Below are 25,834 nucleotides of genomic sequence, written 5' to 3'. Positions count from 1 at the left end.
GATCAGCCGCCGCAAATGCCCTGCAACCGCACCCAATCGGCATCTGACAGCACCGTGCGGGAGCCTTCGGCGCGGCGCGGGTCAGCCTCGATCAGCGGCAAGGTACGTTCCCCTGTGACATCCACCGCGTAGGCAAAGGGTGTCGACCGCAACTCCGCCTTGGCGAATGCTGGCAACAGCGTCTCCGGTGCCGGGTAGCTCGGCGTTTCGGTCATGATGTCTTCGGCATAATCGGCAAGGGCACTGTCCGGCAGCGCGCCGGTGGTCAGCAGCCGCAAGGAGGCGATCAGGCCTGCGTCATACAGCAGGTCGCCCAAGGGATCGGAGGCATCGGCCTGTACGGCCTCCACCAGTGCAAACCCGGCTGCGACGTCGGGGTCTTCGTAATCCTCAAGAACCCTGCTGTTGAGCACAATGATCCGTCCCGGCAGGTGCACGCTTGTGAAGCTGCCGCTGGGCAGGATCACGACACTGCCAGACGGCTGCACCCGTTCGGAAAGCCGCCGCAACGGCTCCCGTGCATCCGGTGTCGAGCAAGCCTGGCCGGTAAGATGCGTGATGTGTTCCAGCAGCCGCGTGCCGATTTCGGCCCGCTTGACCGTTGGCACGACATTTGTCGCGTAACGCGCCAGGGCATCGGGCAGCCAAAAGACGCTCAGCGCGCCCACGATGGCAATCATAGACCCGGACAACAAGAAGCGCAGCTTGCCCGGCCGCGGGCGGCGGCGGTCAATGACCTTGAGCAGGCGGTCGAGGCCGCCGATCATCTCCTGCTCGCCGGCGCCGAGTTCAAGCGTCTCTTCAGGGGCGGTATCTGGATGATATATGGCGGGAATTTGACTTCCATTGGCGCGCATCACGGCGCCCAGCGACCAATGCGCCAACACGTCGCCGCGGATCGAGGTCATGGTCAGCGTGGCATCCCCGAGGGACACGATCACTTCGCGCCGCTGCGAGTCCGCATCGGGGCGCCAGAGGCCTGTGGCCTCCAGCCGTGTAAACTGTGTCAGTGCGGTCATGCGGGCGTGCTGCTCTGCCTCTGGATCAGGCTGGACGATAGCACGTGGGCGCGACGGGGCGCAATCTGATGCCGTCAGGGAGAGCGCGAGATCAGAAACGCCCCCCCGAAGGTCGATCGGATCACTGGAACCGTTCCGGCATCTCGATTGGAGCGAGGATCAGCGCCTTGCGGCCATCAGTGTACCATGCCTGCGCGCGGCCGTCGTCCATCGGCGAGAGGGTAAAGCAGTTTTCCGAATTCTCGCGGAAGTTCAGGTAGCGGGTACAGTAGGTGTTACCCTCGATCCGGTAGCTGCCTGGCTCGTCAGCCGACCCTTCGACGGCCATCCACAAGGTGGAGGTGCCATCGGCATGGTAGACAACAGAGGCGACCTTTTCGCCGCTTTCGGGGTTGATGCCCTCATAGGTCTTGCCGGTGACGAAAGCGGTGATCGTCTCGGCATCCATCATGTCTTCGGCTAGGGCGAGGGTGGTCGACAGCGAAAGTATGGCGGCGGCGCCAAGGGCGGTTGTGAAAAGGCGTCTCATGCGAATAACTCCGGGTTGAAGCAAGATCTGTTCCTAAACTTTAGCGGGTGGATGCACGCCTGTCCAAAGCGTTTTCTGAAGGGTGCTTGTCACATGTCACGTGCGATAGTGCGCAGCTCGAATTTCTGGATCTTCCCGGTCGAGGTCTTGGGCAATTCCTGAAAAATCACCGTTTTGGGACATTTGAAGCCCGCCAGGCGGTGCCGTGTGTGGGCAATCAACTCCTCCGCCGTGGCGGTGTGGTTGTCTTTCAACTCGACAAAGGCACAGGGAACTTCGCCCCATGTCTCGTCCGGCTTTGCCACCACGGCGCATAGCAGCACGGCGTCATGGCTCATCAGCGTGCTTTCCACCTCGACGGACGAAATGTTTTCTCCACCAGAGATGATGATGTCCTTCGCGCGGTCAGCGATCTTCAGGTAGTTGTCCGGGTACATCACCGCGATGTCGCCAGAGTGAAAGACGCCGCCTTCGAATGCCTCGCGCGTGGCGCGCGGGTTCTTCAGGTAGCCCTTCATGACGCCATTGCCTTTGAACACGATCTCACCGCGCGCCTCGCCATCGCGCAGGATCGGTTTGCCGTCGTCATCCAAGATTTCCATCGGCTCGATAAAGGGCATGGCAACGCCCTGGCGGGATTTCAGCGCAGCGCGTTCTTCGCCCACGGTGTGATCCCACTGCGATTGCCATGTGCATTCGGTGGCAGGGCCGTAGGTTTCCGTCAGCCCGTAAACATGGGTGATGTTGAACCCAAGCGGCTCGATCGCGGCAAGGGTCGCCGGGGCAGGGGGCGCGCCCGCGGTAAAGACCTCGACCGTATGCTCAAAGCTGCGCTTTTGGTCGGCGGGGGCATTGATAAGCGTGTTCAGCACGATGGGCGCACCGCCGAAATGGGTCACGCCCTCGTCTGCAATGGCATTGAAAATCGCGTCGGCGCGAATATCGCGGCAGCACACGACCGTCCCGCCAACGGCAGGCATCATCCAAGTGTGGCACCAGCCGTTGCAGTGGAACAGGGGAACGATGGTCAGATAGATCGGGTGCAGCGTGATCCGCCACGACAGCACCTGCCCCATGGCGTTCAGATGTGCGCCTCGGTGGTGGTACACGACGCCCTTGGGCCGCCCCGTGGTGCCGGAGGTGTAATTGAGCGCGATGCTCTCCCATTCGTCTTCCGGCATGATCCAGTTGAAATCCAGATCGCCCGTGGCCAGAAACGCCTCGTACTCGGTGTAATGCCCACCTGAATGCACTCCGGCGTGGTCGTCAGCGACTTCGATGATCATGGGGGCATCGCTTTCCATGATCTCCAGCGCGGTGGCGAGGGTTGGCACGAACTGCGGATCGCACAAAACGACCTTCGCCTCTCCGTGGTCGAGGATGTAGGCGATGGTATCCGCGTCGAGCCGCGTGTTGATGGTGTTGAGCACCGCGCCACAGGCCGGCACGCCGAAATGCGCCTCTGCCTGTGCGGGGATGTTCGGCAGGATGGTCGCCACCACGTCGCCGGGGGCCACGCCCGCCTTGTGCAGCGCCGAGGCCAGCCGCGTCACGCGGGTCGTGTAGTCGACATAGCTGCGCCGGATGGGGCCGTAGACCACTGCGGTGTGATCCGGCCAGATCTGCACCGCGCGTTGCAGGAAGGACAGCGGCGTCAGCGGTACGAAATTCGCCGCGTTGCGTTCCAGTCCGGTTTCGTCTTTCATCCAGCCCATGTTTGCCTCCCACTTTGTCACGTAAGATTATTGCGTCACTTGGGCGGCAGTTGAAAGGGCCGATCGCGCGCTGTGACATCAGGTTGCGCTGGGCGCAATGACTTCGCCCCAGGGGAGGCACCAATGATCATCTCGCCGGGCCGGGGCTACATCTTCGTCCACATTCCAAAGACCGGGGGCACGTCCCTTGCAGCGGCATTGGAGGCGCGGGCCATGGCGGATGACATTCTGATTGGCGACACCGAAAAGGCCGTTAAGCGTCGCGGGCGCGTCAGGAAGCTGCAAGACCGCGCGGCGGGGCGGCTTTGGAAACACGCGACCTTGCGCGATATTTCTGGGGTTCTCCCGGAGGCAGACCTTAACGGGCTGTTCGTTTTCTGTGTCGTGCGCAACCCGTGGGACCGCATGGTAAGCTATTACCATTGGCTGCGGGCCCAGAGTTTTGCGCACCCGCAGGTGCGACTGGCCCAGTCCGAAACATTTACGGGCTTCGTGACCCATCCCGACACCGCACGAGTCCTGTTGCGCAATCCGTACGAAAGCTACACCGAAGATGTGTCAGGCCAGCGCTGCGGTCTGTTTTTGCGTCTGGAGCATCTGGACGAGGATCTGGACAAGTTGGCGCAGCATATCGGCTTCCGCCCAGACGTCGCACATCTGAATGCCTCGGATCGGGGCCCCCGCTATCAGGACTATTATGACGCGCAGACACAGGACGTTGTGGCCCATATCTGCGCTCAGGATGTGGCCCGCTTCGGATACAGGTTTTGAGACGACGCGCGCGTTCCAGGACGCGCGTGTTTGCGACATTCAAGACTGATATCGCAGTCAGCGGATTGGCATGAACATGGCGTCCTTCATGGTGCAGTCCTTGATCGCGTCGCGTCCGCAGGGCACCGGCTCCAGATCTTTGGACAGGCAGACACGCACCTCCTGGATGTAGCGGTCGCGACAGGTGACCGTGACCATATCTGCCTCAAGGCTTGGATTGGCTTCCATGAACGCATCTTCGACCACGGATGCGGGCAGGGTCACGGCGTCGTCAAGCTTGCGAAAGATCTCCGGCCGGGTGACGCTGCCATAGGCATCGCGGGAGAGGTCGTAATACTGACTGGCAGAAAGCCCCGTGCAAACGCCATGCTTTTTCCACTGGTGCCAGGCCAGACCACCCGTGCCCATGATGTCGGCCATCTCCGAGGTCTGCGCCCGCGACGGTGCGCGTTCGACCGTCGGGCAGTAGCTCGGCCAGCCACGATGATACTGCGGCCACAACCCATGCAAGACCCAACCGTGATCCTCGTCACATTGCGGTGAATTGCGCGCATCTCCCTCCAGCGCGCACCAGTTGGGCGACCACGACAGAGCCATGACAAAATAATCGAATTTTCCGGCCTTTTCGCCGTCAGCCAAGGCAGGCAGAGGCAAGCAGAGAAGGGCAGCGAGGCACAGACGGCGCATTTTTCCGTTTCCTTTTGACTTTGTCGGCACTATATACACCGCGAGTTTCCCGACAACGGTAACCCGCCCCGGAGTTGATCCGAGGCATCCCGAGGCCCCGAAAGGCGGTTTTGGGGGGCGGAGTAGATTTGGCCGTTTGTCCGTGCATAGGAGAATTGATATGTCCAAGCTGCTGCATCCGAAGGCAACCGCCGTTTGGTTGGTGGACAACACCACGCTGACCTTCAAGCAGATCGCCGATTTCAGCGGCTTTCACGAGCTGGAGATCCAGGGCATCGCCGATGGCGACGTGGCCGTTGGCGTGAAGGGGTTTGACCCGGTCGCCAACAACCAGCTGGTGCAGGAAGAGATCGACAAGGCGGAAAAGGATTCCTTCTACAAGATGAAGGTCAAATTCAACGCGGCCGCCGTCGACGAAGACAAGCGTCGCGGCCCGCGCTACACGCCTTTGTCAAAGCGTCAGGACCGTCCGAACTCGATCCTTTGGCTGGTGAAGTTCCACCCTGAGCTGGCCGACAGCCAGATCGCCAAGCTGGTGGGCACCACAAAGCCGACCATTCAGACGATCCGCGAGCGCACGCACTGGAACATCCAGAACATGCAACCGATCGACCCCGTTGCGCTGGGCTTGTGCAAGCAGTCCGAGCTGGACGCCGCCGTTGCCAAAGCGTCTAAAGACCTCGGCAAGGTCATGACCGATGACGAGCGCCGCAAGCTGGTATCCACCGAGCAGAGCCTTGAGATGGACAGCTCCGAACAGCGCCTGCCGTCGAACATGGAAGGTCTGGAAAGCTTCTCTCTCTCCGATCCGCGCGATGACGACGACGAGGACAAGAAGGACAACGCCGACTATTCGGACGCGGACAGCTTCTTCAACTTGCCGGGTGACGACAAGGACGAAGACGAGCAGCCATAAGGCGATTGCGGCTGACAATTTGAATTGCGGCTGACAATTTCAAGGGCGATCCTGGGGGTCGCCCTTTTTGCATGTTGTGGACTTACAATCGCTTACGCGCGTTCAGGGCGGCGGTGATGGTGCCGTCGTCGAGGTAGTCCAGCTCGCCCCCAATCGGCACACCTTGTGCGAGAGACGTCAATTCCACGCGGCCCTCAAGCTGGTCGGCGATGTAATGCGCCGTGGTCTGGCCGTCGATTGTGGCGTTGAGCGCAAGGATCACTTCGGTCACGCGTTCGGTGGACAGGCGGTCCTTGAGCCGTGGGATGCGCAGCTCCTCCGGGCCGATACCGTCCAGCGCGGACAGCGTTCCGCCCAACACGTGATAGCGGCCGCGAAACACGCCGCTGCGCTCCATCGCCCAAAGGTCGGCCACGTCTTCGACCACGCAAAGAATGCCGTTCTGCCGGCTGTCATTGGTGCAGATCGGGCAGATGTCGGCGCTGGCCACATTGCCGCAGTTCAGGCATTCGCGTGCGGTTGCGGCGACCTCTGCCATGGCCTCGGCCAGTGGATGCAAAAGCTGGCCGCGCTTGCGGATCAGGTACAGCACCGCGCGCCGGGCGGAGCGCGGGCCAAGGCCGGGCAGTCGCGCCATCAGGTCGATCAGCTTGTCGATAGGGTTGGGGTCTTTCACGCGGCACAGCCTCGGTTCACTTGGACGCTCATGGAGCGACCGTATGGCCACCGCAACGCGTCTTCAGTCGTGGGGAAAATCTTGTCCGCGATGTATCGCGATTGGCGTGTTTTGCCATGGCGGCACGCCAGTCTGTCGCACCTGCCACAAAGGAGCGCATGACGCGGTGGAGAGAGGCGCAAGACGATCCCGCTCGCGCCTCCTGCCGGATCAGAACGGCAGCTTCATGTCTGCGGGCAGGCCCATTTCCTCGGAGAGCTTGCGCATTTCCTCTTCGGCTTTGACCTGTGCCTTGGCCTGCGCGTCCTTGACCGCGGCAAGGATCAGGTCTTCGGCCACTTCCTTTTCCGAGGGGACAAAGATCGAGGGGTCGATATCCAACCCGGTCAGCTCGCCCTTTGCAGTGGCCGTCGCCTTGACCAGACCCGCGCCGCTTTCGCCGGTCACTGTCATCGCCTTCAGGTCGTCCTGAAGCTGGGTGACCTTGCCCTGCATTTCCTTGGCAGACTGCATCATCTTGGCCATGTCGCCGAGGTTTCCGAGGCCCTTGAACATCCGTGTCTCTCCTGTGCCGGGCCGGGGTGGCCCTGTTGGGCGCAGTTTATCGCAGGTGCGGCGCTGTGGGGCAAGAGGAAGGCGCGGCCATGCGGCTCAGCAGGGCGGTGATCCGCGCGGGGTCGTAGCGGGTTGATGTCGGATCCGCCAACTGCAGGCGCAGGCAGGGGATCTGGTGGCGGCGAGAGACCTCGTCGCAATCGTCAAGCGGTTGCCGTTGGTCGCAGATCACATGGCTCAGGAAAGCAGTGGCAGGCAGTGGGCCCGCGTCCTGTCTCAAGGGGGACAGAAGGGCGTCCACACGATCGGCCAGAGTGTGACCAAGGGCCTCCGGGTCGTGGCCGAGCGCGGGCAGGTAGACCTTTGGCACTGCGCTGGCGGCGATGGCGCGGCCTGTGCCTGATGGCAGCAAGCTCGCCACCAGAGAGGTGTACAGGCTGCCGGGTGCAAAGCAGATCAGCTCTGCTTTGGCGATCAGGTTCTGGTTCACGGCACCGAGCGGGGCCGCGCTGGCAGGCAGTTCCGATGTGCCGTCCGACAGGAACAGGCGGGTGATGGGGCTGTCGAGCGGCGCGACCTCCTTGCCGGTCAGCAGCCGTTGGGAATGCAGCACACGCCCGTCGCGCAGTTCGGCACCAATATGAAGATTGGCATCGCTGACCGCGCGCAGAGTGCCGCGCACCTGTAGCACGCGGCTGAGGCGGGCCAGAACCGTGGTCAAGGGACCGCCTTGCGCCAGCCAGCCTCCCGCGATCACGAGATTGCCAATGCTGGCATTGGAGAAGTCGAACGCCGGCGGCAGGTGTCGCAGGGCCGTGTCCAGATCGGTTGCAAGGATCTGGCGCGTGGGGCCGGGAATGGCGCGCAGCAAAGGATGAGACAGGCGACGCAGCTGGGCAATCTCTGCGCCGGAGGCATCGGTTTTCGGCAGGCGATGCGCCATGAAATCTGCCGCCGGGCCGGGTTCGGCCAAGGTCACCAGGCGGCTGCGCAGGTCGCCAACGGCGGGGATGTCCAGGGCATCGCGCAGGAGTTGGGAGCTGCCTCCGCCGTCAAAGGGCGTTACCATGTGCACGGAGTTTCTGGTGATACTCGGCAGGTGCTGCGAGATGTCGCGCAATGCGCTGCCACCGGAAAAAAACATCAGGCCCGGGCCATTTTCAGGAGTGCAGTCATCCAGAGGGCTGAGGGATTCCGACGGCTGTGCACCGGGGGTGACATTGTTTGAAAACGCGCGGTGCACCTGCTCCAATGGCATGACCCTGTCCGCTCCTGTTCTCGATCCGGCTCCTGTCAGAGCTTTGTTATTTGAAGAGTGTACGCAGCAACAGGGCAGTTGTCATTCAGTACAGCTTCGGGGCGCATGAAACCGCCGATTCATGCTGCATTTGCCTGTTTAGCGGGCCTGAATGACCACGGGGTCAATCGTCGTCGAAGGGGTCCCATTCGTCTTCGACCTCGGCCAGGGCGTCCTCTTGAGCTTCGGCTTCCGCCTCCGCCTGGGTTCGGATGCTGGTGATCTTGGCCTTGGGAAAGGCGGCCAGAGCGGCCTGCACCAGCGGGTGCTGGCTTGCCTCGTGTTTCAGCGCGCGGTCTGCGGCCTCTCGGACCTCTACCACGGTTTGGGTATCGCAATCATTCACCACCGTGACCGCCCAGCGGCTGCCGGTCCAGCGTTGCAGGGCTGTTCCCAGCTTGGAGGCCAGTGCCGGGTCGGCGTTATTGGTCGGCGTGAATTCGATACGGCCGGGTTGATAGGCGGCAAGGCGCACGCAGCCCTCGACCTCCACGAGCAGTTTCACGTCGCGGTGGGTGCGGATCAGGTCGAGCACGTGATCAAAGGTCGGATACTGCGCCAAGGCCTGCTCGCGCGCCACGGCCACGGCGGTCTGCGCACCAGAGGCAGACGGACCAGACGGGCCGGGATGCGTCGGGGCAGGGCCGCCGTAGGCCTGCGTGCTGCCTTGATGATGCTGTCCGCCGCCCCCCCCGCCGGGGCCTGAGGGCATGGGCGGCTGCGGCGTGTCTTGCAGCTTCTTGATCAGCTCTTCGGGCGTGGGCAGGTCGGACACATGTGTCAGACGGATGATCGCCATTTCAGCGGCCATGATGGCGGAGGGCGCATTGGACACCTCCTCGATCGCCTTCAGCAGCATCTGCCATGCCCGGCCCAGCGACCGCTGGCCAAGCCCATCGGCAAAGGCCTGCCCGCGCGCGCGTTCGTCGGGCGATATCGTCGGATCCTCAGCGGCCTCGGGCGTGATCTTGACCACGGAAATCCAATGCGCCAGCTCTGCGAGATCGCGCAATACGGCGAGCGGGTCGGCCCCGTCGGAATACTGCGCCGCCAGTTCGTTCAGCGCGCCTGCGGCATCGCCCCGCATGATGCGCTCGAACAGGTCCATGGTCCGGCCCCGGTCCGCAAGGCCCAGCATGGCGCGCACCTGATCGGCAGTGGTTTCGCCTGCGCCGTGGGAAATCGCCTGATCCAGCAACGAGGTCGCATCCCGCGCGGACCCTTCGGCGGCGCGGGTGACGAGGGCCAGAGCCTCGTCGGTGATCTCCGCCTGCTCGGCCTTGGCGATTTTTTGCAGCAGGGTCAGCATGATCTCCGGCTCGATGCGGCGCAGATCAAAGCGTTGGCAGCGCGACAGAACCGTGACCGGCACCTGCCGGATTTCCGTCGTGGCAAAGATGAATTTCACATGCGCGGGCGGCTCTTCGAGCGTTTTCAACAAGGCGTTGAAGGCGCTTTTCGACAGCATGTGAACTTCGTCGATGATGTAGATCTTGTAGCGGGCCGAGGCCGCCCGATAGTGCACCGAATCGATGATCTCGCGGATGTCACCAACGCCGGTGCGCGAGGCGGCGTCCATCTCCATCACGTCGACGTGGCGGCCTTCCATGATGGCAACGCAATGTTCGCACTGGCCGCAAGGCTCTGTGGTCGGGGTGCCGTTGCCGTCCGGGCCGATGCAGTTCATGCCCTTGGCGATGATCCGCGCGGTTGTCGTCTTACCCGTGCCGCGGATGCCCGTCATGATAAAGGCCTGCGCGATACGATCTGCCGCAAAGGCATTTTTCAGCGTGCGCACCATGGCGTCCTGCCCGACGAGGTCGGCAAAGGTCTCGGGACGGTACTTGCGGGCGAGCACCTGATAGGCGGGCTGATCGGACATGCGGATTCCTTCTGGGTCGGCGCCAAGCTATGATCCGGCGCGCAGGATCGCAAGAGCCGCAGGGAACCGGGCGCGCGTCACGGGGTTGGGGATCAAACAGGGAGAATGCATCATGCGGTTGAGAGGCGTCCGGTCGAGCCGGAATGTAGAGGATCGGCGGGGACGCGGCGGCGGCGGCGCTGCGGTTGGCGGGCTTGGGATCGGCGGTGTGCTGATCGTGTTGGCCATCGGCTACTTCACCGGGATCGACGTGACGCCTCTGCTGGGTGGGGGCGGCGCGCCACAGCAACAGCAGACGCGCGAGTTGACGCAATCCGAGGTGCAGGCCGGCGAATTCAGCGGGCAGGTTCTGGCCACGACCGAACAGGTCTGGACCGAGATCTTCCCCGACGCCTTTGGTGAGCCTTACGAGCCGCCCGTTCTGGTGCTGTTTTCCGGCGTGACGCAGTCGCCCTGCGGCGGGGCGTCCGGCGCGACAGGCCCGTTCTACTGCCCGGTCGACGAGAAAGCTTATCTGGACACCGAATTCTTTGCCTTCATGCGATCTGAACTGGGCGCAGGGGGTGACTTTGCGCAGGCCTATGTGATCGCCCATGAGGTGGCGCACCACGTGCAAAACGAATTGGGCATTTTGCCTCAGGTGAATGCCGCGCGCCAACGTTCCTCCGAGCGTGAGGCCAATGCGCTGACCGTGCGGCTGGAACTGCAGGCGGATTGTCTGTCAGGTGTCTGGGCGCAATCTGTCAGTGGCCTGCTGGAGCCGGGTGATATCGACGAAGCGCTGAATGCCGCGCAACGCATTGGCGACGATTACCTCGCGCGCCGCGCCGGGCGGGTGCCAAACCCCCACAGCTACACCCATGGGACGTCAGAGCAGCGGCAAACGTGGTTTTCCAATGGCTACCAATCCGGCGATCCGGCAGCCTGCGACACCTTCGGCGCGGAGAGCCTATGATGCGGGCGGTGCGAATCGCTGTGCAAGTCCGGCGGTGCGTGTAGGCTGTCCTCGCAAATCGTTTCCAGCGGATCGGAGGGCGCATGACATCGAACAGCAGTCAGATCGCGCGTGAGAATGGTGAGGCTGTCGTCATGCACGCGTTGCCTGTAAGCGGCGGGATCGTCGTGTTTTCGTCCCTGCCGGGCACCGGGGGCGACTACCAGAGCGACCTTGATCACCTTGCCAGTTGGCGGCCCGCCTTGGTGATCTGCATTGCGACGCCGGCAGAGTTGGTCGCGGCCGGGTCACACGGCCTGTCTCAGGATGTACAGGACAAGGGCAGCCGCTGGGTGCATCTGAATGTGTCGAACGACGACGATCCCGCCATGACCCTGCGCACGGCTTGGCCGCAGGTGTCCGCGCAGGCGCGCCGGGCGCTGCTGGGTGGGGGCCGGGTCATGCTGCATGCGCCAGAGGGCACCGGCCTGTGCGGTATGGTGCTTTTGCGGCTGATGATCGAAGCGGGCGGCGCCCCGGATGAGGCGCAAGACCGTTTGCGCTCGTTTTTTCCCCAAGCACTTGCTGATTCGCGGCAATTGGACTGGGCCCTTCAGGCAGATCGGGGTGCGGTGCCCTTCGTGCGTCACGGAGGTCGAGCCTGATCGGGGCCGGCACTGCATTCGCCTTGAAAACGCAAAAGCCCCGGCACGAAGACCGGGGCTTTCTGGGTGAGAGATTGCAACGACCCAAGCGGGAATCGTTACGGCTGCTTCCTTCCGGACCTGACCGAGTTGGCGAAGCGCCTGCCCGCACAACCTCTCGACGCGGTATTTAGGGCCTGTGGCGACCGATTGCAAGGGGCGGGCTGGACGCGACCGTGGGATCGGCTATGAGCAGGGGATGGATACCCCATTCGAGATCTTTCTGAGCGCCCCACCGGGGTTGGAACCGCTGTTGCTGCAAGAGGTGACAGAGGCTGGATTCGCTGCCCCCGAAGTCGCCCAGGGTGGCGTGACGATTCAAGGGGACTGGCCAGACATCTGGCGCGCTAACCTCACGCTGCGCGGAGCCTCCCGCGTGTTGGTGCGCTTCGCCCAATTCCGCGCGTTTCACCTCGCGCAGTTGGACAAACGTGCCACGAAGCTCGACTGGGGCGCGGTGCTGCCCGCCGGTGCCGAGTGTCGTGTCGACGTGACCTGCCGCAACTCCAAGATCTACCATGACCGGGCCGCGCGCGCGCGCGTGGCTGGCGCCATCGAATCCTTCGGCGGCAAGGTCTCCCCCGAAGGCAGCCTGCGCATCATGGTGCGGATCGAAGATGACCTCGTGACGTTTTCCATGGACACCTCCGGTGAGCTTCTGCATCGGCGTGGCTACAAGGAAGCGACAGGTAAAGCGCCGTTGCGGGAAACGCTGGCCGCGTTGTTCCTGCGACAGGCGGGATATGCCGGGGATGTGCCGGTTGTCGATCCCATGTGCGGCTCCGGCACGTTTGTGATCGAAGCGGCGCGCTGGGCGGCTGGCATGGCGCCGGGGGCTGAGCGCAGTTTCGGCTTCGAGGCGCTGCCCAGCTTTGACGCAGACGCCTTTGCTGCCATGAAAGCCGAGGCAGCCACCCGTCGCGACACCGACCTGCGGTTCTACGGCTCTGACCGCGACGATGGCGCGATCAGAGGGGCGGAGGCAAATGCCGCGCGCGGCCATGTCGCTGACCTGTGCCAGTTCACCCGTGCGGCGGTCAGTGATCTGCCACGGCCTGAGGGCCGACCCGGCCTTGTCATGGTCAACCCGCCCTATGGCGCACGGATTGGCAACCGCAAGCTGCTCTTCGGCCTCTATGGCGCGTTTGGTGCGGTGCTCCAGGAGAGGTTCCATGGCTGGCGGCTGGGCATGGTCACCTCCGATGGCGGGCTGGCAAAGGCCACGGGGCTGAAACTGAGCGCTGGCCCGCCTGTGGCCTTTGGCGGCCTCACCGTCAAACTATACCAGGCACAGCTTTAACGCTTAGTGCAATCCTGCCGCCCGCGCGCCTTCGATCAAGGTTGCGGCGGTGTGATGCGCGTGGCCGGTTTCCACCTCGGCCATATCCGGCACCACGACCACCGTCATGCCAGCCGCCCGCGCGGCCCGCGCGCCCGGCGTGCTGTCTTCGAACGCCAGACAGCGCGTGGCCGCGACCCCCAATCGGGCGGCGGCGGTGAGGTAGGGTTCGGGGTGCGGTTTCGCATGTGTGACGCAATCGCGAGAGATCAGCGTCGCAATACGCGGGGCCAGACCCGAGGCCCCCAGCTTATGCATCGCGCTTTCGTGGTGCGAAGAGGTCGCCACTGCAAACGGCATCCCGCGCGCCTCCAGCCGATCCAGCAGGTCCAAAGCAGTCGGTTTGACTGGTACACCGTCCGAAACCAGATCGTCATGGGCGTCCCGCCATGCGAGGTGGAAGCCAGGCATGTTCTGTGCCCCGAATTGCGCCGCAAGCTTGGCTTCGGTGCCAAGGCTGTCGCCCCCGATCAGCGAATGAAAAAACGCGGCGGTCCATGGCAGATCCAACCGCTGCGCCGCGATTTCCCCCGCACGCATGGCCAGCGCCTCGGTGTCCAGCAGCGTGCCATCCAGATCAAAGATCACGGCGTCATAGGGCATTGTAGGTCCTCACATGTGTAGCATGCGAAGACCTAAGCCGTTTCACACCGAACAACCAGCCACCTGGGGTCGGGATGCGAGCCCTTGTGGCTCTTTGCTACGAAAAAGACTTCGGGTGTGCGGGGGCTGGCCCCCGCACGGGTCGCCGGGCCACGGACCTGGCGACATAGATCAGAGGTTGATGCGGAAAAGTGCAAAACCATCCGCGCCGTCGCCCGCGTCCTCGATATCTGCGGCCTTCAGATCTTGCAGGTAGTCCCGCGCTTTCGGGCCGGTTTCAAAGACGACGGTGGTGCCGTCCATTGGCGCAAAGGACCAATTGGCATCTGCCGCAGGGCTCACCGTGCCTTGTTCCACGATGTAGCGCACGATGACATCGCGGTTGGTGTCCGGCCCTTCGAACACAATGCTGTCGCCCTTGGCCCCGGGAAAGCTGCCGCCGCCGGAGGCGCGGTAGTTGTTGGTCGCCACGATGAATTCCTGTGCCGGGTCGATCGGCGCGCCGTTGTACTGCAGGTTCACGATCCGCGCGGCGTCCGGGTGTATCACTTCGCCGTCGCGGTCAAATTTCGATGGTTGCGACAGGTCGATCTGGTAGGTCACGCCATCCATCACATCGAAGTTGTAGGACGGAAAGTCCGGGTTCAGCAGCGGCGCATCGGTCGCGCCTGCTTCCACCTGATTGAACATGCCGGCAGAGCGTTCCAGCCAGTCCTTTACCTCGGCGCCGGTGACCTTCACCGCGCGTACGGTGTTGGGGTACAGGTACAGGTCCGACACGTTCTTGATTGCGATATCGCCCTTGCCCACGTCGGTGTAATACTCCGGCCCGCCACGCCCGCCTGCCTTGAACGGGGCCGCCGCCGACAGGATCGGCAGCGCGGCGTACTCCGTGCCCGCCAGCATCTGCGAAATGTACCAGGTCTGTGCATTGCTCACGATCTGTACAGACGGATCATCGGCCACCAGGGCAAAATAGCTGTAGAGCGGCGCATCGGTCTTGCCCACTGCCCGGCGAATATACTCGAGCGTCGCTTCGTGGTCGGCGCGGGTGGCGTCGAGCACGGCTTGGTCGTCCTCGACCAGCGCCGTGACGGAGCGGTCCTCTCCGCGCTGTGAGATCGGCCGCGCCTCGGTCGTGGAGGACACCACGCGCCAGGCATTGCCGTCGCGTTCCAGCAGCAGATCAATCAGCCCCAGGTGAGAGCCCCAGAAACCGCCCATCACGGCGGGTTTGCCGTGGATCAGTCCGCTTTCGGCATCGACGGCGGCGAAGTCCGCATAGGTGGGGGAGGGGAAGACAAGGTGCGAATGCCCCGTCACAAGCGCGTCGATCCCGTCGACGGCGGCCAGCGGCACGGAGGCGTTTTCCATTCCCTCCTCGGCATTCGCCGACCCGATGCCGGAGTGGGACAGCGCGATGATGATCTCTGCCCCTTCCTCGCGCATCTGCGGGACGTAGGCCTCGGCGGTCTGGACGATGTCGCGGGCGGTGACGTTGCCGGTCAGGTGCTTGGCGTCCCACTGCATGACCTGCGGCGGGGTGAAGCCGATCAGACCGACCTTGATCGGATGGGTGTTGCCCGCGCCATCCGTCAACTGGCGATCGAGGATCACGTAGGGTTTGAACAGGGTCTCGTCCTTGGTGGGGTCGCTGCCCTCGCTCTTGGCGATGTTGGCCAGAACGATGGGGAAGTCCGCGCCGGCAATGGTCTTTTCCAGAAACGGAATGCCATAGTTGAATTCATGGTTGCCAATGGTGGCGGCGTCATAGCCCACGGTATTCATCGCTTTGATGATCGGGTGCAGGTCGCCGTCTTTCATACCCCGTTCGTAGGCCATGTAATCGCCCATCGGGTTGCCCTGAAGGAAATCGCCGTTGTCCACCAGCAAGGTGTTGGTGGCCTCCGCGCGGATGCCGTCGATGATGGACGCCGTGCGGGACAGGCCGACGGTGTCTACTTCCTTGTCGGCATAATAGTCGTAAGGCCAGACGTGGACGTGGATGTCCGTGGTTTCCATGATCCGAAGGTGCGCCTGATTGGTGGCAGCTCGCGCGGAATAGGGGTGCAAAGTGATGAGGGCCGCGCCCGCAGTGGTTCCGGCAAGGAACTGGCGGCGGCTGAGAGTGAGGTGTCGGTCGGTCATGGAATCGCCCCTGTCATATTTGGTCCGGACAGATTGCATGATTTCCACACGTATTTGTGACAAATCCGGGCATGCCCTTGCGGAAACGCGGAAGTCCGCGTGGAGATTGCATTTTTGTAAGGCGGTGGGCACAACGGGCGAGGTAAACGGGGGGTGACCATGCGACATGCGGAAACGGTGACATTCGGCGGCGGTGCGCTGGATCGGGCGGCAGAGATCCGCGGCGATGCGCAGGCTTTGTCCGCCCCCGGAGAAGCGGTCGTGCTGTGGCGAGGCAAGCCGTTGGTCGCAGGCGAAGACGCGCGGCTTGTGCGTCTGCCGATGGATCACCCGATGCTTGACGATGCTGTGCGTCCCCCAGTTTTGTTAGGCCGCGAAGACCGGCTGGTCTGGGCGGCGGACGTGTCGACGTGGGAGCCGGAAGAGGTCGACGCAGCCGCGCTGGGGGCCTTCACGGATCCGACCGAGCAGGTGCACCCCGCTTGCCCGGAGGGGCGGTTTGCCGAGCTTCGCCGTATCATGACGCGGCTTTCCCCGCGCGAGGCAGAGCTGGCGGCCACGGCCCGCGCCATCCATGGCTGGCACGCAAGCCACGGGTTCTGTGCCCGCTGCGGAACGGCCTCGGACGTGTCTCAGGCCGGGTGGCAACGCAGCTGCGCCGCCTGCGGGGCCTCGCATTTTCCGCGCACCGATCCGGTGGTCATCATGTTGATCACGCACGGCAATCGCTGCTTGCTGGGGCGCTCCCCGGGATGGCCGGAGGGGATGTATTCCTGCCTTGCGGGCTTTGTCGAGCCGGGGGAAACCATCGAGGCCGCCGTGCGCCGCGAAGTCTACGAGGAGGCAGGCATTCGCGTCGGTCCTGTGCGCTACCTTGCCAGCCAGCCCTGGCCGTTTCCCTCGTCGCTGATGTTCGGCTGCCACGGGGAGGCTATCAGCGAAGAGATCACGCTTGACCCGGCAGAGATCGAAGACGCCCTCTGGCTGACCCGTGAGGAGGTCGCAGATGCCACGGCCGGTCTGCGCGATGACATTTTGCCTGCCCGCAAGGGGGCCATCGCGCATTTCCTGCTTCGCAACTGGCTGGCGGATCGTTTGGATTGACGGATCGGGCGCGGTATGGTCCTTAACGTGATGGTATTTAAACAATTTGACGCGTTTTGCGCACCCATTGAGGCCGAGCCATGCAACTGACTGCCAAAGAAGACATCGACGCCCCCATGGATAAGGTCTTCGCGGCCCTGTCGGACTTTGAAACAGTCGAACGTCAGGCCTTGCGCCGGGGTGCGGATGTGCAGCGCACCTCCGGTCCCGCAGCCGGGCCGGCCGAGGGCATGTCATGGCGCGCGGGCTTTAGCTTTCGTGGGAAAAAGCGTCAGGCCGATATCGTGCTGTCTGAGTATCAACCGCCGGAACGGATGGTGTTCGATTCCGCCAGTGGCGGTCTGAACGTGCAGATGGTGCTGGACGTGGTCGCCTTGTCCCGGACGTGCACAAGGATAGGCGTCACAGTGGACCTGGCACCAACGACCCTGTCTGCCCGCCTTTTGGTGCAGTCGCTGAAGCTGGCCAAGGGCGGAGTGGAAAGCAAGTTCCGCGAACGAATGAAGAGCCTGGCCAAGGATCTGGAGCGCAGGCTTCAGACCGGGGTTTGACAGGTCAAAAGAGGCCCTGACCGGGCTGGGGAGGAGTTTTCATGCGCCAGATGATTTGGGGCTGTGCCGCTGTGATGTCGGTGCTGTGCTCGGCTTCGGCCAGCGCTCATGAATTTTGGATTGAACCGGAGGCCTACCAGGTCGCGCCCGACGCGCCGCTGGTGGCGCAGCTCAAGGTGGGGGACAAGTTGGAGGGATCGTCTTTCAGCTATGTGCCGCCGAACTTTCGCCGCTTCGACGTGATCGTTGACGGCGAGGTGATCGAGGTCGATGGCCGCGCCGGCGACAAGCCCGCGCTGAACATGGTGCTGGACCGCGAAGGGCTGGCCACGGTGGTGCATGTGACCCGCGACTACGCGCTGACCTACAAGGACCGCGCGACGTTCGAGCGGTTCTGCGACCACAAGGATATCAAATGGGCCTGCGTTTCCCATGACACGCGGGGGCTTGATCCCGATGTGATCCGCGAACGCTACACCCGCTATGCCAAGAGCCTGATGGCGCTGGGCGATGGCGCGGGGAGCGACCTGGAGGTCGGTCTCGTGACCGAGATCGTGGCAGAGGCCAACCCCTACACCGACGATGTGTCTGACGGTTTTCCGGTGCGCGTTCTGCACAACGGGGAGCCGCGCAAGAACACGCAGGTTGAGCTGTTCGAAAAGGCGCCTGACGGCACTGTGGACGTCCGGTATTACCGCACCGATGACACGGGTCGCGCCGTGGTCGAGGTCCATCCTGGCCATGCCTATCTTGTGGACGCGGTAGAGATGCTGGAGATTCCGGTGGAAAACGACGGACCTGCCTGGGAAAGCCGCTGGGCCTCTTTGACATTTGCGGTGCCGCAATGAGCGCGGTGTTGCTGGATGATCTGCGCGCAGCTCTGGGTGCGCACTATGTGCTGACCGGGCCGGATATGGCCCCCTGGTCACGGGATTGGGTCGGCCAGTACAGCTGGACCCCGCTGGCCGTGGCGCGTCCTGCCTCGACCGCCGAAGTGTCCGAGGTCATGCGCCTGGCCCATGCGGCGCGGATGCCGGTGGTGCCTGTCACCGGCCATACCGGGCTGTCTGGCGGCACGAAGGCCGAAGGCGCGCTGATGCTGTCGCTGGACCGGCTCGACCAGATCGAAGAGATCCGTCCCGATGCGCGTCTTGCCCGCGTCGGCGCTGGTGTCATCCTGTCCAACCTGCATGACGCGGTGGCGGAGCACGGCCTGACGTTCCCCATGACGTTCGGCGCAAAAGGCTCGGCCCGGCTGGGCGGCATGCTGGCTACGAACGCAGGCGGGTCGAACGTCCTGCGCTATGGCAACACGCGCGATCTGGTGCTGGGGCTCGAAGCGGTTCTGGCCGATGGACGCGTGGTCGATCTGATGAGCGAGCTGCACAAGAACAACACCGGTTACGACCTGCGACACCTGCTGATCGGCTCCGAAGGGACGCTGGGCATCATCACCCGTGCGGTGGTGAAGCTGGTGGCAACACCGGGCGCTTTTGCCACGGCGATGGTGGCGACACCGACGCTGGACGATGCGCTGATCCTGCTTAACCGGCTGCAAGAGATGACAGGCGGCGCGGTCGAAGCCTTTGAATACATGCCGCGCGCCTATATTGAAACTTACACCAAAATGCATCCCGAAGCGCGTGAGCCGTTCGACACGGGTCATGATGTGAACATCCTCGTGGAACTGGGGGCGACCGCGCCACGGGACACGACACCCGGGCCGGATGGCGCCGTTCCGCTGTCCTCATATCTTGAGGAGGTGCTCGGTGGGCTGTTCGAGGATGGGCTTGTCACCGACGCCGTTGTCGCAGGATCAGAAGCGCAACGTCAGGCTTTTTGGTCCATGCGCGAAGCGGCGGCCGAGGTCTCCCTGTCGCAAACTCCGCTTGTGTTGAACGATGTGGCCGTGCCGCTGGACAAGGTCGGCACCTTCCTCAGGATGGCAGCAGAGGCCATTGCGGTTGTCGATGCGCAGGCCCGCGACATGACGGTGGCGCACCTCGGCGACGGGAACATCCATTACGTTGTCTGGATCTCGGACGCTGCGCACAAAGACCCGGTCATGGAGGCGGTCGAAGACGTCGTTCTGTCTTTGGGCGGCAGTTTCTCTGCCGAGCACGGCATCGGCGTGTCGAAACTTCCCAGCATGTCCCGCCGCAAGAATGGCGTTGCCCTGGATATGATGCGCGCGATCAAACAGGCGCTTGATCCTCATGGGATTCTCAACCCGGACAAAACCGTCCCATCCGTCTGAGGGGGGTGGTTCCTTCGCGGTGGGGAAGACCTTTGATGCGCGCTTGCAGGCACCCCCGGCCGACACCCACCTCTGCGGTGGTTAAGCTGGAACACTGTCGCACTCAGGCCGGGGCTAAACCCGGCCTAAGTGTCGTCCTTGTCCTCTGGAACGGGATCTTTCGGGTCGAAAACGACAAAGAACTGGTACGCGCAATAAAGCCCCAAGGCCGCGAACAGCAGGGACCAGCCGGGATTGCCCATCAGGAATTCGGCCAAACCCCAACCAAGGCACACGCACACAAGGACAATGCGGCGCCAAAGCGGGATGAACCATGGGGTCTGAACATTCATCAAATTTGTCATCAGTGACCTTTACGGGGTACGGCGTTTCAAATCCAGTCCGGGGGCGCGTCACGCCGTAGGGGTGCGATGAGGACACGCAAAACTATTCGTGATCCGGGTCTTCTGCCGCGCGTTCAAGCTTTTCCAGAGAACGGTTCAGCGCGGCTTCTTCCTCTGCATTCAGCAGTGCGCGCAGGGCGTCCTGCCGGGCACGCATCCGGGGAGCCGTGCTTTGAAACACACTTTGGCCAGCCTCGGTCAGTTCCAGATGTTGCGCACGATGGTCGCTCGGATCGACGGTGATCCGGACGTGTCCATCGGCCACCATCGTCTTGATATTTCGGCTGATAAGCCCTTTGTCCATGGCGACCTCGCGCGACAGATGCGCGGCTGTGGTCCGTCCCGCTACGCCGATCAGCGACATGAGACGCCATTGGGTCAGGGTCAGGCCGCAGTGTTCTTTGAGGATGCGGCTCGACTGTGCATTCAGCTTGGCCTGCACACGGGCCAGCCGGAAGGTCAGGAAATGGCGCGGCATGGCGCGTTTGGCATCATCCTTCTGATCAATGGACATGCGCGGTTTCTACCTCGAAATTTATATGCACTCGTCATGCGTATATTGTCTAAGGACTTACGCGCAAACCTTAGGTTGCATGTCAAGGCTGAACTATTGCGAACGTGCTTGCGCAATCGCCTGCGGTGCAACAGGCTTTGCGCCAGACAAAACCACCGGGAAGGGGCGCAGCGGAATGGGGGCACTCGACGGGGTTCTATGGGACCGCACGGCAGAAAGCGTGGGATCAAGAGATGACATGCGCACACGCTGTGATGTGGCGGTTGTGGGCGGCGGATTTACGGGACTGTCGGTGGCGCTGTTTGCGGCTCAGGCGGGTCTGTCAGTGCAGGTGCTGGAGGCCGGGCGCGTCGGTGCCGGCGGATCCGGGCGCAACGTCGGTCTTGTGAACGCCGGTCTGTGGCTGCCTCCCGCAGAGCTGGAGCAGGCGTTGGGGCCTGCGTTTCTATCGCTGTTTGCCGATGCGCCCGGCGTGGTGTTCGATCTGATCGAGCGCCACCAGATCAGATGCGAAGCAAGGCGGGACGGCACCCTGCACGCGGCCCACGCGGTATCCGGGATGAAAGGCCTGGCGGCACGCCATGACGCATGGGCCGCGCGCGGCGCGCCCGTCTCCTTGTTGAATTCCGATGCGATGGCGGAGGCCGTGGGAACGCGTGCTTTTGCCGGGGGCCTTCTGGATCGGCGCGCAGGCACTGTGAATCCAATGGGGTATGCGCGCGGGTTGGCGCGCGCGGCGCGGTCGGCAGGGGCCAGAGTGGCCGAGGAGACGCCGGTCTCCGGCCTGTCTCGGGATGGCGATGGTTGGCGCGTGGACACGGCGCAGGGGGCGGTCCTTGCCAAGACTGTTGTGCTTGCCACCAACGCCTATAGCGCGGCGCTGCGGCCTGAGGTGGCGCAGTGCTTTTCGACCATCCGCTTTCAGCAACTGGCGACCCCGCCTTTGGGGGCGCAGGCGGCACATATATTGCCGGGCGGGCAGGGGCTTTGGGACACTGGGCTGGTCATGCGTTCACTGCGCAAGGATGCGGCGGGGCGGTTGATCGTCGGCACGATGGGGCGGTTGGACGGCGATGCCGCTCTAGGGGCCAGTCGACAATGGGCCGCGCGCACCTTGCGCCGCTGGTTTCCCGAACTGGGCGACGTGACGTTCGAAGCCGCATGGGACGGGCAAATCGCCATGACGCCGGATCATCTGCCGCGTATCCTGAAACTGGATCAGGGGCTGTATTGCCCGATTGGCTACAACGGACGGGGCATCACGACAGGCACTGTCTTTGGCCGCGCGCTTGCGGAACTTCTGGCGGGTGGCGATCCGCAGGCTCTTCCGCTGTCCTTGAGCGCCCCTGCGCCCATACGGATGCGCCGCCTGCGTGGCGGCATGATCGACCTTGCGGCGGCGGTGAAGCTGCGGCTCTGAGACGTTGATTTCAACGAGAAAGGAACCTCGGCGCGGTACGGTGGTTAGTCCTCAGAACGGCGTAGCTATGCGCCAGCCAGGATATCCCAAGCCAGAGGTTCCCCTATGCAGACGAAACTCACCGTAAACGGCGAGGCGCAGACGGTCGAGCACGATCCACGCGCTACGCTCCTCGACACCCTTCGTGACGGCCTTGGCCTCAGCGGGACCAAGAAAGGCTGCGACCATGGTCAATGTGGTGCCTGCACGGTGCTTCTGGATGGCGAGCGGGTGAACTCTTGCCTCTGCCTGACGGCGATGCACGACGGTCAGGAGGTCACCACGATCGAGGGTATTGGCTCCCCCGACAAACTCTCTGCCCTGCAAAAGGCGTTTGTGGAAAAGGACGGCTATCAGTGCGGCTACTGTACGCCGGGCCAGATCATGTCCGCGACCGCGTTGCTTCAGGAGATGCAGAAAGGTCAGGCGTCCTACGTCTCTGACGATCTCGAAGTGCCCAAGCTCACCGATGATGAAATGGCAGAGCGCATGAGCGGTAACCTCTGCCGCTGCTCGGCCTATCCGCTGATCCGAGAGGCCATCGCCATGGTCGCGGATCAGGAAAACGAAGGAGCGCAGGCATGATCCCGTTTGACTACACACGCGCCGACGCGCTGGAGGATGCAGGCAAGGCGCTGGACGCCAAAGCCGAGGTGATCGCAGGTGGCACCAATTTGCTCGACCTGATGAAAATCCAGGTGATGACGCCGGAAAAACTGGTGGATATTACGCGCATCGACGGCCTGTCCGAAATCACGAAAGATGGCGACAAGCTGCGCATCGGGGCGTTGGTCACCAACACCGCGCTCGCCAATGACGCGAACGTCCGCAAGGGCTGGCCGCTGCTGAGCCGCGCAATTCTGGCCGGGGCCTCGGCCCAGATCCGCAACAAGGCGACCACCGGCGGCAACCTGTTGCAACGCACGCGATGCCCTTATTTCTACGACACCTCGCAGGCATGTAACAAACGCGCACCGGGCACCGGCTGTGCGGCGCAGGGAGGATCGGGCCGGATGCTGGCGCTGTTTGGCACGTCCGAGCATTGCCTTGCAGCACATCCCTCCGACATGGCGACCGCGATGACCGCGCTGGATGCTGTGGTCGAAATCCGGTCCGCTGACGGCGAGACCCGGCAGGTGCCGATCCAAGCCTTTTACCAGGGGCCGGGGGACACGCCGCACATCGAAAACGTGCTGGCTGAGGATGACCTCGTGACCGCCGTGATCTTGCCCGCTCCGCTTGAGGGCACGCACCAGGTTTACCGGAAAGTCCGGGACCGCGCGTCCTATGCCTTTGCGCTGGTGACGGTGGCGGCGGCGGTGAAGGTCGAAGATGGCAAAATCGTCCGCGCCGACATGGCGTTCGGCTCGATTGCGCCCCACCCGTTTCAGAACGCCGACGTGAAGGACATGCTGGTGGGACAAGCGCCCTCGGACGCGTTGTTTGCAAAGGCGGCGGATGCGTTGACCCGCGCCGAGGCGCCGCACCCCGACGTGGAATACAAGCGGCCTTTGCTGCGCCGAACCCTGATTGCCACGCTGCGGCAGGCCTGCGGGCTGAGCGACGCGCATGGCGTTGATATTGCGAAGGTTTAAGTCATGAGAGACGATTTCTCCGAAACCACACATTTCAAGATGGACAAGGCTCAGCCGCGTCTGTTGGACAACACCGGCCAAGGCATCGTCGGCGCGCCGCTGGACCGGCCCGACGGCCCGCTGAAGGTGTCCGGCACGGCGCCTTATGCAGCGGATGTGCTGCCGACCGGCTGCCTGCATGGGGTGCTTGTGCGGGCGACGATCTCTCGCGGCAAGGTCACGGCCGTCGACAAGGGTTCGCTCGCGGGAGTCGAGGGTGTCGTGGATGTAATCACGGATCCGCGAATGATCCGAAATCCGGCGCAGGGTATGGCCGGCGAGGCCCCGGTGCAGACGGGTGATGAGGTGCATTATCACGGCCAGCCCATCGCGCTGGTTGTGGCCGAAAGCTTTGAAACCGCGCGTGACGCCGCGCATCGGTTGAAGGTCACGTACGAGGCCGAAGACGGCGTGGCCGTCACCCCTGACACAGCGGAGCAGGAGGTCGGCGACCCCGACACGGCGGGTGATTTCAACGCGGCCTATGACGGGGCTGCCGTGAAGGTCGATCTGGACTACTTCAGCCCGTCGCACGTGGCCGCCCCGATGGAACCGCACGCCGCTGTTGCCGAATGGACCGGCAACCAATTGGTGCTGCGGTCCGCGCTCCAGATGGTGCGCTTCAACAAGCTCGAAGTAGCGGATTCTCTGGGCATTTCTCCGGACGCCGTGCGCATACTGGCGCCCTATGTCGGGGGTGGTTTCGGCTCCAAGCTGGGCATCGGGCCAGAGGCGATTGCCGCGTGCATAGCCGCGCAAAAGCTGGGTCGCCCGGTGCGTGTCGTGATGTCCCGCCAGACGGTGTTCGACTCCGTCCTGCGCCGGTCCGAGACCGCGCAGCGGGTCCGTCTGGGCGCGACCAAGGACGGGCGCATCGTGGCCCTGTCGCACGATGACCGCGTGTCGAATATCCAGGGCGAAGGCTTTGCCGAGCCGGTGTCGCAGGCATCGCAGTTCCTCTACGGTGCCGATGGCCTCAGCTTTCAGCAGACCGTTGCGCGACCTGCCATGACGCCGTCCGGCTCCGTCCGGGCTCCCGGTGAGGCTGTTGGCATGATTGCCTTTGAGGCCGCCGTTGACGAGTTGGCTGAGAAGCTGGGCATGGACCCGCTTGAGCTGCGGCTGAAGAACATTCCGGACACGCATCCGATGGACGGTCGCCCCTACAGCGCGCGCCGTCTGGCGGATTGCCTGAACGATGGGGCCGAACGCTTTGGCTGGGCAGATCGCAAGATGCGCCGCGAGGGCGATTGGCTGATCGGAATGGGCATGGCCTCTGCCGCGCGTACCAACATGCTGATAGAGAGCGCCGCGCGGGTGCGTCTGACGGGCACCGGTGCAATCGTCGAGACCGACATGACCGATATAGGCACCGGGACCTATGCCATCCTCGGCCAGATCGCGGCAGAAATGCTGGGGCTGAGCGTGGAGCAGGTTGAGGTGCGCCTCGGCGACAGTGACCTGCCGGGCGCATCGGGGTCGGGCGGTTCCTTTGGCGCAAGCTCTGCCGGGTCGGCGGTCTTCATGGCAGCCAAGACCTTGCGTGAAGAGCTGGCAAAGCGTCTGGGCTGCGAGGCGGATGATCTGACCCTTTCCGGCGGCATTGCGCGCGGCGGCAACGTGGAAAAATCGCTCGCGGATCTTGTGGACTCGGAAATGGTGGCTGAGGCGACCATCGAAGGAGGCAAAACGGCGAAGGAGTCTTTCTCTGCTGGCTTTGGCGCCCATTTCGCCGAGGTCGCGGTGAACGAATGGACCGGCGAGGTCCGCGTGCGTCGGATGCTGGGTGTCATGGCCATGGGCCGGATCCTGAACGAAAAGACCGCGCGCAGTCAGGCGCTGGGCGGCATGGTCTGGGGCCTTGGGTCTGCTTTGCACGAGGAGATGATGAACGACACCCGAGATGGCCACGTGGTCACGCGCGATCTTGCGAACTATCACGTCGCCTCGCACCTTGATGTGCCGCGCGACATGAAGGTGGTCTTTCTTGAGGAGCGGGATGACGAGGCCAATCCGATCCAGTCCAAGGGCATCGGCGAACTCGGGATTTCTGGTGCGGGTGCGGCAATCCTCAACGCCATCGCGCATGCGACGGGCAAACGTGTCCGGACCATTCCAGCGCTGCCAGATCGCGTGATCGAGGCGATGGAGTCGTGA

At 63.4% G+C, this 25,834-nt stretch carries 25 protein-coding genes and 1 other RNA gene; 13 read left to right on the top strand and 13 right to left on the bottom strand.

Annotation, left to right across the window (positions count from 1 at the left end; all coding sequences use genetic code 11):
- Nucleotides 1-2 precede the first annotated feature (2 nt).
- From GGQ68_RS05930 to GGQ68_RS05920, 3 genes are all read right to left on the bottom strand, one after another.
- Nucleotides 3-1,019, bottom strand: a complete 1,017-nt coding sequence (locus tag GGQ68_RS05930) for a hypothetical protein (protein WP_183963908.1) — start codon at nt 1,017-1,019, stop codon at nt 3-5.
- A gap of 121 nt (nt 1,020-1,140) precedes the next feature.
- Nucleotides 1,141-1,548, bottom strand: a complete 408-nt coding sequence (locus GGQ68_RS05925) for a hypothetical protein (protein ID WP_183963906.1) — start codon at nt 1,546-1,548, stop codon at nt 1,141-1,143.
- An 89-nt stretch (nt 1,549-1,637) separates the two neighbouring features.
- A complete protein-coding gene (locus GGQ68_RS05920) occupies nt 1,638-3,263 on the bottom strand; it encodes an AMP-binding protein (protein WP_183963904.1) in 1,626 nt (541 codons plus the stop codon).
- A gap of 123 nt (nt 3,264-3,386) precedes the next feature.
- On the opposite strand from GGQ68_RS05920, the gene GGQ68_RS05915 reads away from it, so the two are divergent.
- Complete coding sequence (locus GGQ68_RS05915) at nt 3,387-4,034, top strand: sulfotransferase family 2 domain-containing protein (RefSeq protein ID WP_183963902.1); 648 nt, start codon at nt 3,387-3,389, stop codon at nt 4,032-4,034.
- A gap of 57 nt (nt 4,035-4,091) precedes the next feature.
- Here GGQ68_RS05915 and GGQ68_RS05910 read toward each other — a convergent pair whose 3' ends face one another.
- Nucleotides 4,092-4,721 carry a ribonuclease T2 family protein gene (locus GGQ68_RS05910; RefSeq protein ID WP_183963900.1) on the bottom strand — a complete coding sequence of 210 codons (630 nt, stop codon included), beginning with the start codon at nt 4,719-4,721 and terminating at the stop codon, nt 4,092-4,094.
- A 160-nt stretch (nt 4,722-4,881) separates the two neighbouring features.
- Between GGQ68_RS05910 and GGQ68_RS05905 the strand changes: the two genes are divergently transcribed.
- A complete protein-coding gene (locus GGQ68_RS05905) occupies nt 4,882-5,637 on the top strand; it encodes a DUF1013 domain-containing protein (RefSeq protein WP_183963898.1) in 756 nt (251 codons plus the stop codon).
- A gap of 82 nt (nt 5,638-5,719) precedes the next feature.
- Here GGQ68_RS05905 and recR read toward each other — a convergent pair whose 3' ends face one another.
- From recR to GGQ68_RS05885, 4 genes are all read right to left on the bottom strand, one after another.
- On the bottom strand, nt 5,720-6,313 hold the full coding sequence (gene recR / locus GGQ68_RS05900; protein ID WP_183963896.1) for a recombination mediator RecR: 594 nt from the start codon (nt 6,311-6,313) through the stop codon (nt 5,720-5,722).
- 210 nt (nt 6,314-6,523) lie between these two features.
- Entirely contained in the window at nt 6,524-6,868 is a 345-nt protein-coding gene (locus GGQ68_RS05895; RefSeq protein ID WP_183963894.1) for a YbaB/EbfC family nucleoid-associated protein, read from the bottom strand.
- A gap of 46 nt (nt 6,869-6,914) precedes the next feature.
- Nucleotides 6,915-8,126 (bottom strand): GAK system CofD-like protein, encoded by a 1,212-nt coding sequence (locus GGQ68_RS05890; protein ID WP_183963892.1) that lies wholly within the window; start codon nt 8,124-8,126, stop codon nt 6,915-6,917.
- Between the two features lie 163 nt (nt 8,127-8,289).
- Nucleotides 8,290-10,047, bottom strand: a complete 1,758-nt coding sequence (locus GGQ68_RS05885) for a DNA polymerase III subunit gamma/tau (RefSeq protein ID WP_183963891.1) — start codon at nt 10,045-10,047, stop codon at nt 8,290-8,292.
- A 112-nt stretch (nt 10,048-10,159) separates the two neighbouring features.
- Here GGQ68_RS05885 and ypfJ point away from each other — a divergent pair, with 112 nt between their 5' ends.
- Both ypfJ and GGQ68_RS05875 read left to right on the top strand, forming a co-directional pair.
- Entirely contained in the window at nt 10,160-11,002 is an 843-nt protein-coding gene (ypfJ, locus tag GGQ68_RS05880; protein ID WP_183963889.1) for a KPN_02809 family neutral zinc metallopeptidase, read from the top strand.
- 83 nt (nt 11,003-11,085) lie between these two features.
- On the top strand, nt 11,086-11,646 hold the full coding sequence (locus GGQ68_RS05875; protein ID WP_183963887.1) for a protein-tyrosine phosphatase family protein: 561 nt from the start codon (nt 11,086-11,088) through the stop codon (nt 11,644-11,646).
- A gap of 62 nt (nt 11,647-11,708) precedes the next feature.
- Here the strand turns inward: GGQ68_RS05875 and ffs are convergent.
- An RNA gene (ffs, locus tag GGQ68_RS05870) (signal recognition particle sRNA small type) lies at nt 11,709-11,808 on the bottom strand.
- 76 nt (nt 11,809-11,884) lie between these two features.
- Here ffs and GGQ68_RS05865 point away from each other — a divergent pair.
- Nucleotides 11,885-12,985: a THUMP domain-containing class I SAM-dependent RNA methyltransferase gene (locus GGQ68_RS05865; RefSeq protein WP_183963885.1), complete on the top strand. Its 1,101-nt coding sequence runs from the start codon at nt 11,885-11,887 to the stop codon at nt 12,983-12,985.
- A gap of 3 nt (nt 12,986-12,988) precedes the next feature.
- On the opposite strand, the gene GGQ68_RS05860 is transcribed toward GGQ68_RS05865, so the two are convergent.
- Nucleotides 12,989-13,627 carry an HAD family hydrolase gene (locus GGQ68_RS05860; protein ID WP_183963883.1) on the bottom strand — a complete coding sequence of 213 codons (639 nt, stop codon included), beginning with the start codon at nt 13,625-13,627 and terminating at the stop codon, nt 12,989-12,991.
- A gap of 171 nt (nt 13,628-13,798) precedes the next feature.
- A complete protein-coding gene (locus tag GGQ68_RS05855; protein WP_183963881.1) occupies nt 13,799-15,775 on the bottom strand; it encodes a bifunctional 2',3'-cyclic-nucleotide 2'-phosphodiesterase/3'-nucleotidase in 1,977 nt (658 codons plus the stop codon).
- Between the two features lie 159 nt (nt 15,776-15,934).
- Between GGQ68_RS05855 and nudC the strand changes: the two genes are divergently transcribed.
- The 4 genes from nudC to GGQ68_RS05835 all read left to right on the top strand — a co-directional run bounded on the left by nudC (nt 15,935) and on the right by GGQ68_RS05835 (nt 19,687).
- The gene (gene nudC, locus GGQ68_RS05850; RefSeq protein WP_183963879.1) at nt 15,935-16,879 is read left to right on the top strand and encodes an NAD(+) diphosphatase; all 945 of its coding nucleotides are present in this window, start codon (nt 15,935-15,937) and stop codon (nt 16,877-16,879) included.
- A gap of 80 nt (nt 16,880-16,959) precedes the next feature.
- The gene (locus GGQ68_RS05845; RefSeq protein ID WP_183963877.1) at nt 16,960-17,430 is read left to right on the top strand and encodes an SRPBCC family protein; all 471 of its coding nucleotides are present in this window, start codon (nt 16,960-16,962) and stop codon (nt 17,428-17,430) included.
- A gap of 41 nt (nt 17,431-17,471) precedes the next feature.
- Nucleotides 17,472-18,278, top strand: coding sequence for a DUF4198 domain-containing protein (locus GGQ68_RS05840; RefSeq protein WP_246429270.1), 807 nt, complete (start codon nt 17,472-17,474; stop codon nt 18,276-18,278).
- Nucleotides 18,275-19,687 (top strand): FAD-binding oxidoreductase, encoded by a 1,413-nt coding sequence (locus GGQ68_RS05835; RefSeq protein ID WP_183963875.1) that lies wholly within the window; start codon nt 18,275-18,277, stop codon nt 19,685-19,687. Before GGQ68_RS05840 ends, GGQ68_RS05835 begins: the two co-directional genes overlap by 4 nt.
- Before the next feature lie 125 nt (nt 19,688-19,812).
- On the opposite strand, the gene GGQ68_RS05830 is transcribed toward GGQ68_RS05835, so the two are convergent.
- Together GGQ68_RS05830 and GGQ68_RS05825 are read right to left on the bottom strand one after the other, a co-directional pair.
- Nucleotides 19,813-20,019 (bottom strand): hypothetical protein, encoded by a 207-nt coding sequence (locus GGQ68_RS05830; RefSeq protein WP_246429269.1) that lies wholly within the window; start codon nt 20,017-20,019, stop codon nt 19,813-19,815.
- A gap of 94 nt (nt 20,020-20,113) precedes the next feature.
- A complete protein-coding gene (locus GGQ68_RS05825; RefSeq protein WP_183963871.1) occupies nt 20,114-20,584 on the bottom strand; it encodes a MarR family winged helix-turn-helix transcriptional regulator in 471 nt (156 codons plus the stop codon).
- 238 nt (nt 20,585-20,822) lie between these two features.
- On the opposite strand from GGQ68_RS05825, the gene GGQ68_RS05820 reads away from it, so the two are divergent.
- From GGQ68_RS05820 to GGQ68_RS05805, 4 genes are all read left to right on the top strand, one after another.
- On the top strand, nt 20,823-22,004 hold the full coding sequence (locus GGQ68_RS05820; protein WP_246429268.1) for an NAD(P)/FAD-dependent oxidoreductase: 1,182 nt from the start codon (nt 20,823-20,825) through the stop codon (nt 22,002-22,004).
- A gap of 105 nt (nt 22,005-22,109) precedes the next feature.
- Nucleotides 22,110-22,628, top strand: a complete 519-nt coding sequence (locus GGQ68_RS05815) for a (2Fe-2S)-binding protein (RefSeq protein ID WP_183963867.1) — start codon at nt 22,110-22,112, stop codon at nt 22,626-22,628.
- Nucleotides 22,625-23,638 carry an FAD binding domain-containing protein gene (locus GGQ68_RS05810; RefSeq protein WP_183963865.1) on the top strand — a complete coding sequence of 338 codons (1,014 nt, stop codon included), beginning with the start codon at nt 22,625-22,627 and terminating at the stop codon, nt 23,636-23,638. The genes GGQ68_RS05815 and GGQ68_RS05810 overlap by 4 nt, the downstream gene beginning before the upstream one ends.
- A gap of 3 nt (nt 23,639-23,641) precedes the next feature.
- Nucleotides 23,642-25,834: a xanthine dehydrogenase family protein molybdopterin-binding subunit gene (locus GGQ68_RS05805; RefSeq protein WP_221235523.1), complete on the top strand. Its 2,193-nt coding sequence runs from the start codon at nt 23,642-23,644 to the stop codon at nt 25,832-25,834.

It is taken from the genome of Sagittula marina, from assembly GCF_014196795.1.
Taxonomy (GTDB): domain Bacteria; phylum Pseudomonadota; class Alphaproteobacteria; order Rhodobacterales; family Rhodobacteraceae; genus Sagittula; species Sagittula marina.
Note: the sequence above shows the minus strand (reverse complement) of the source record. Positions and strands in the feature narration are given on the sequence as shown.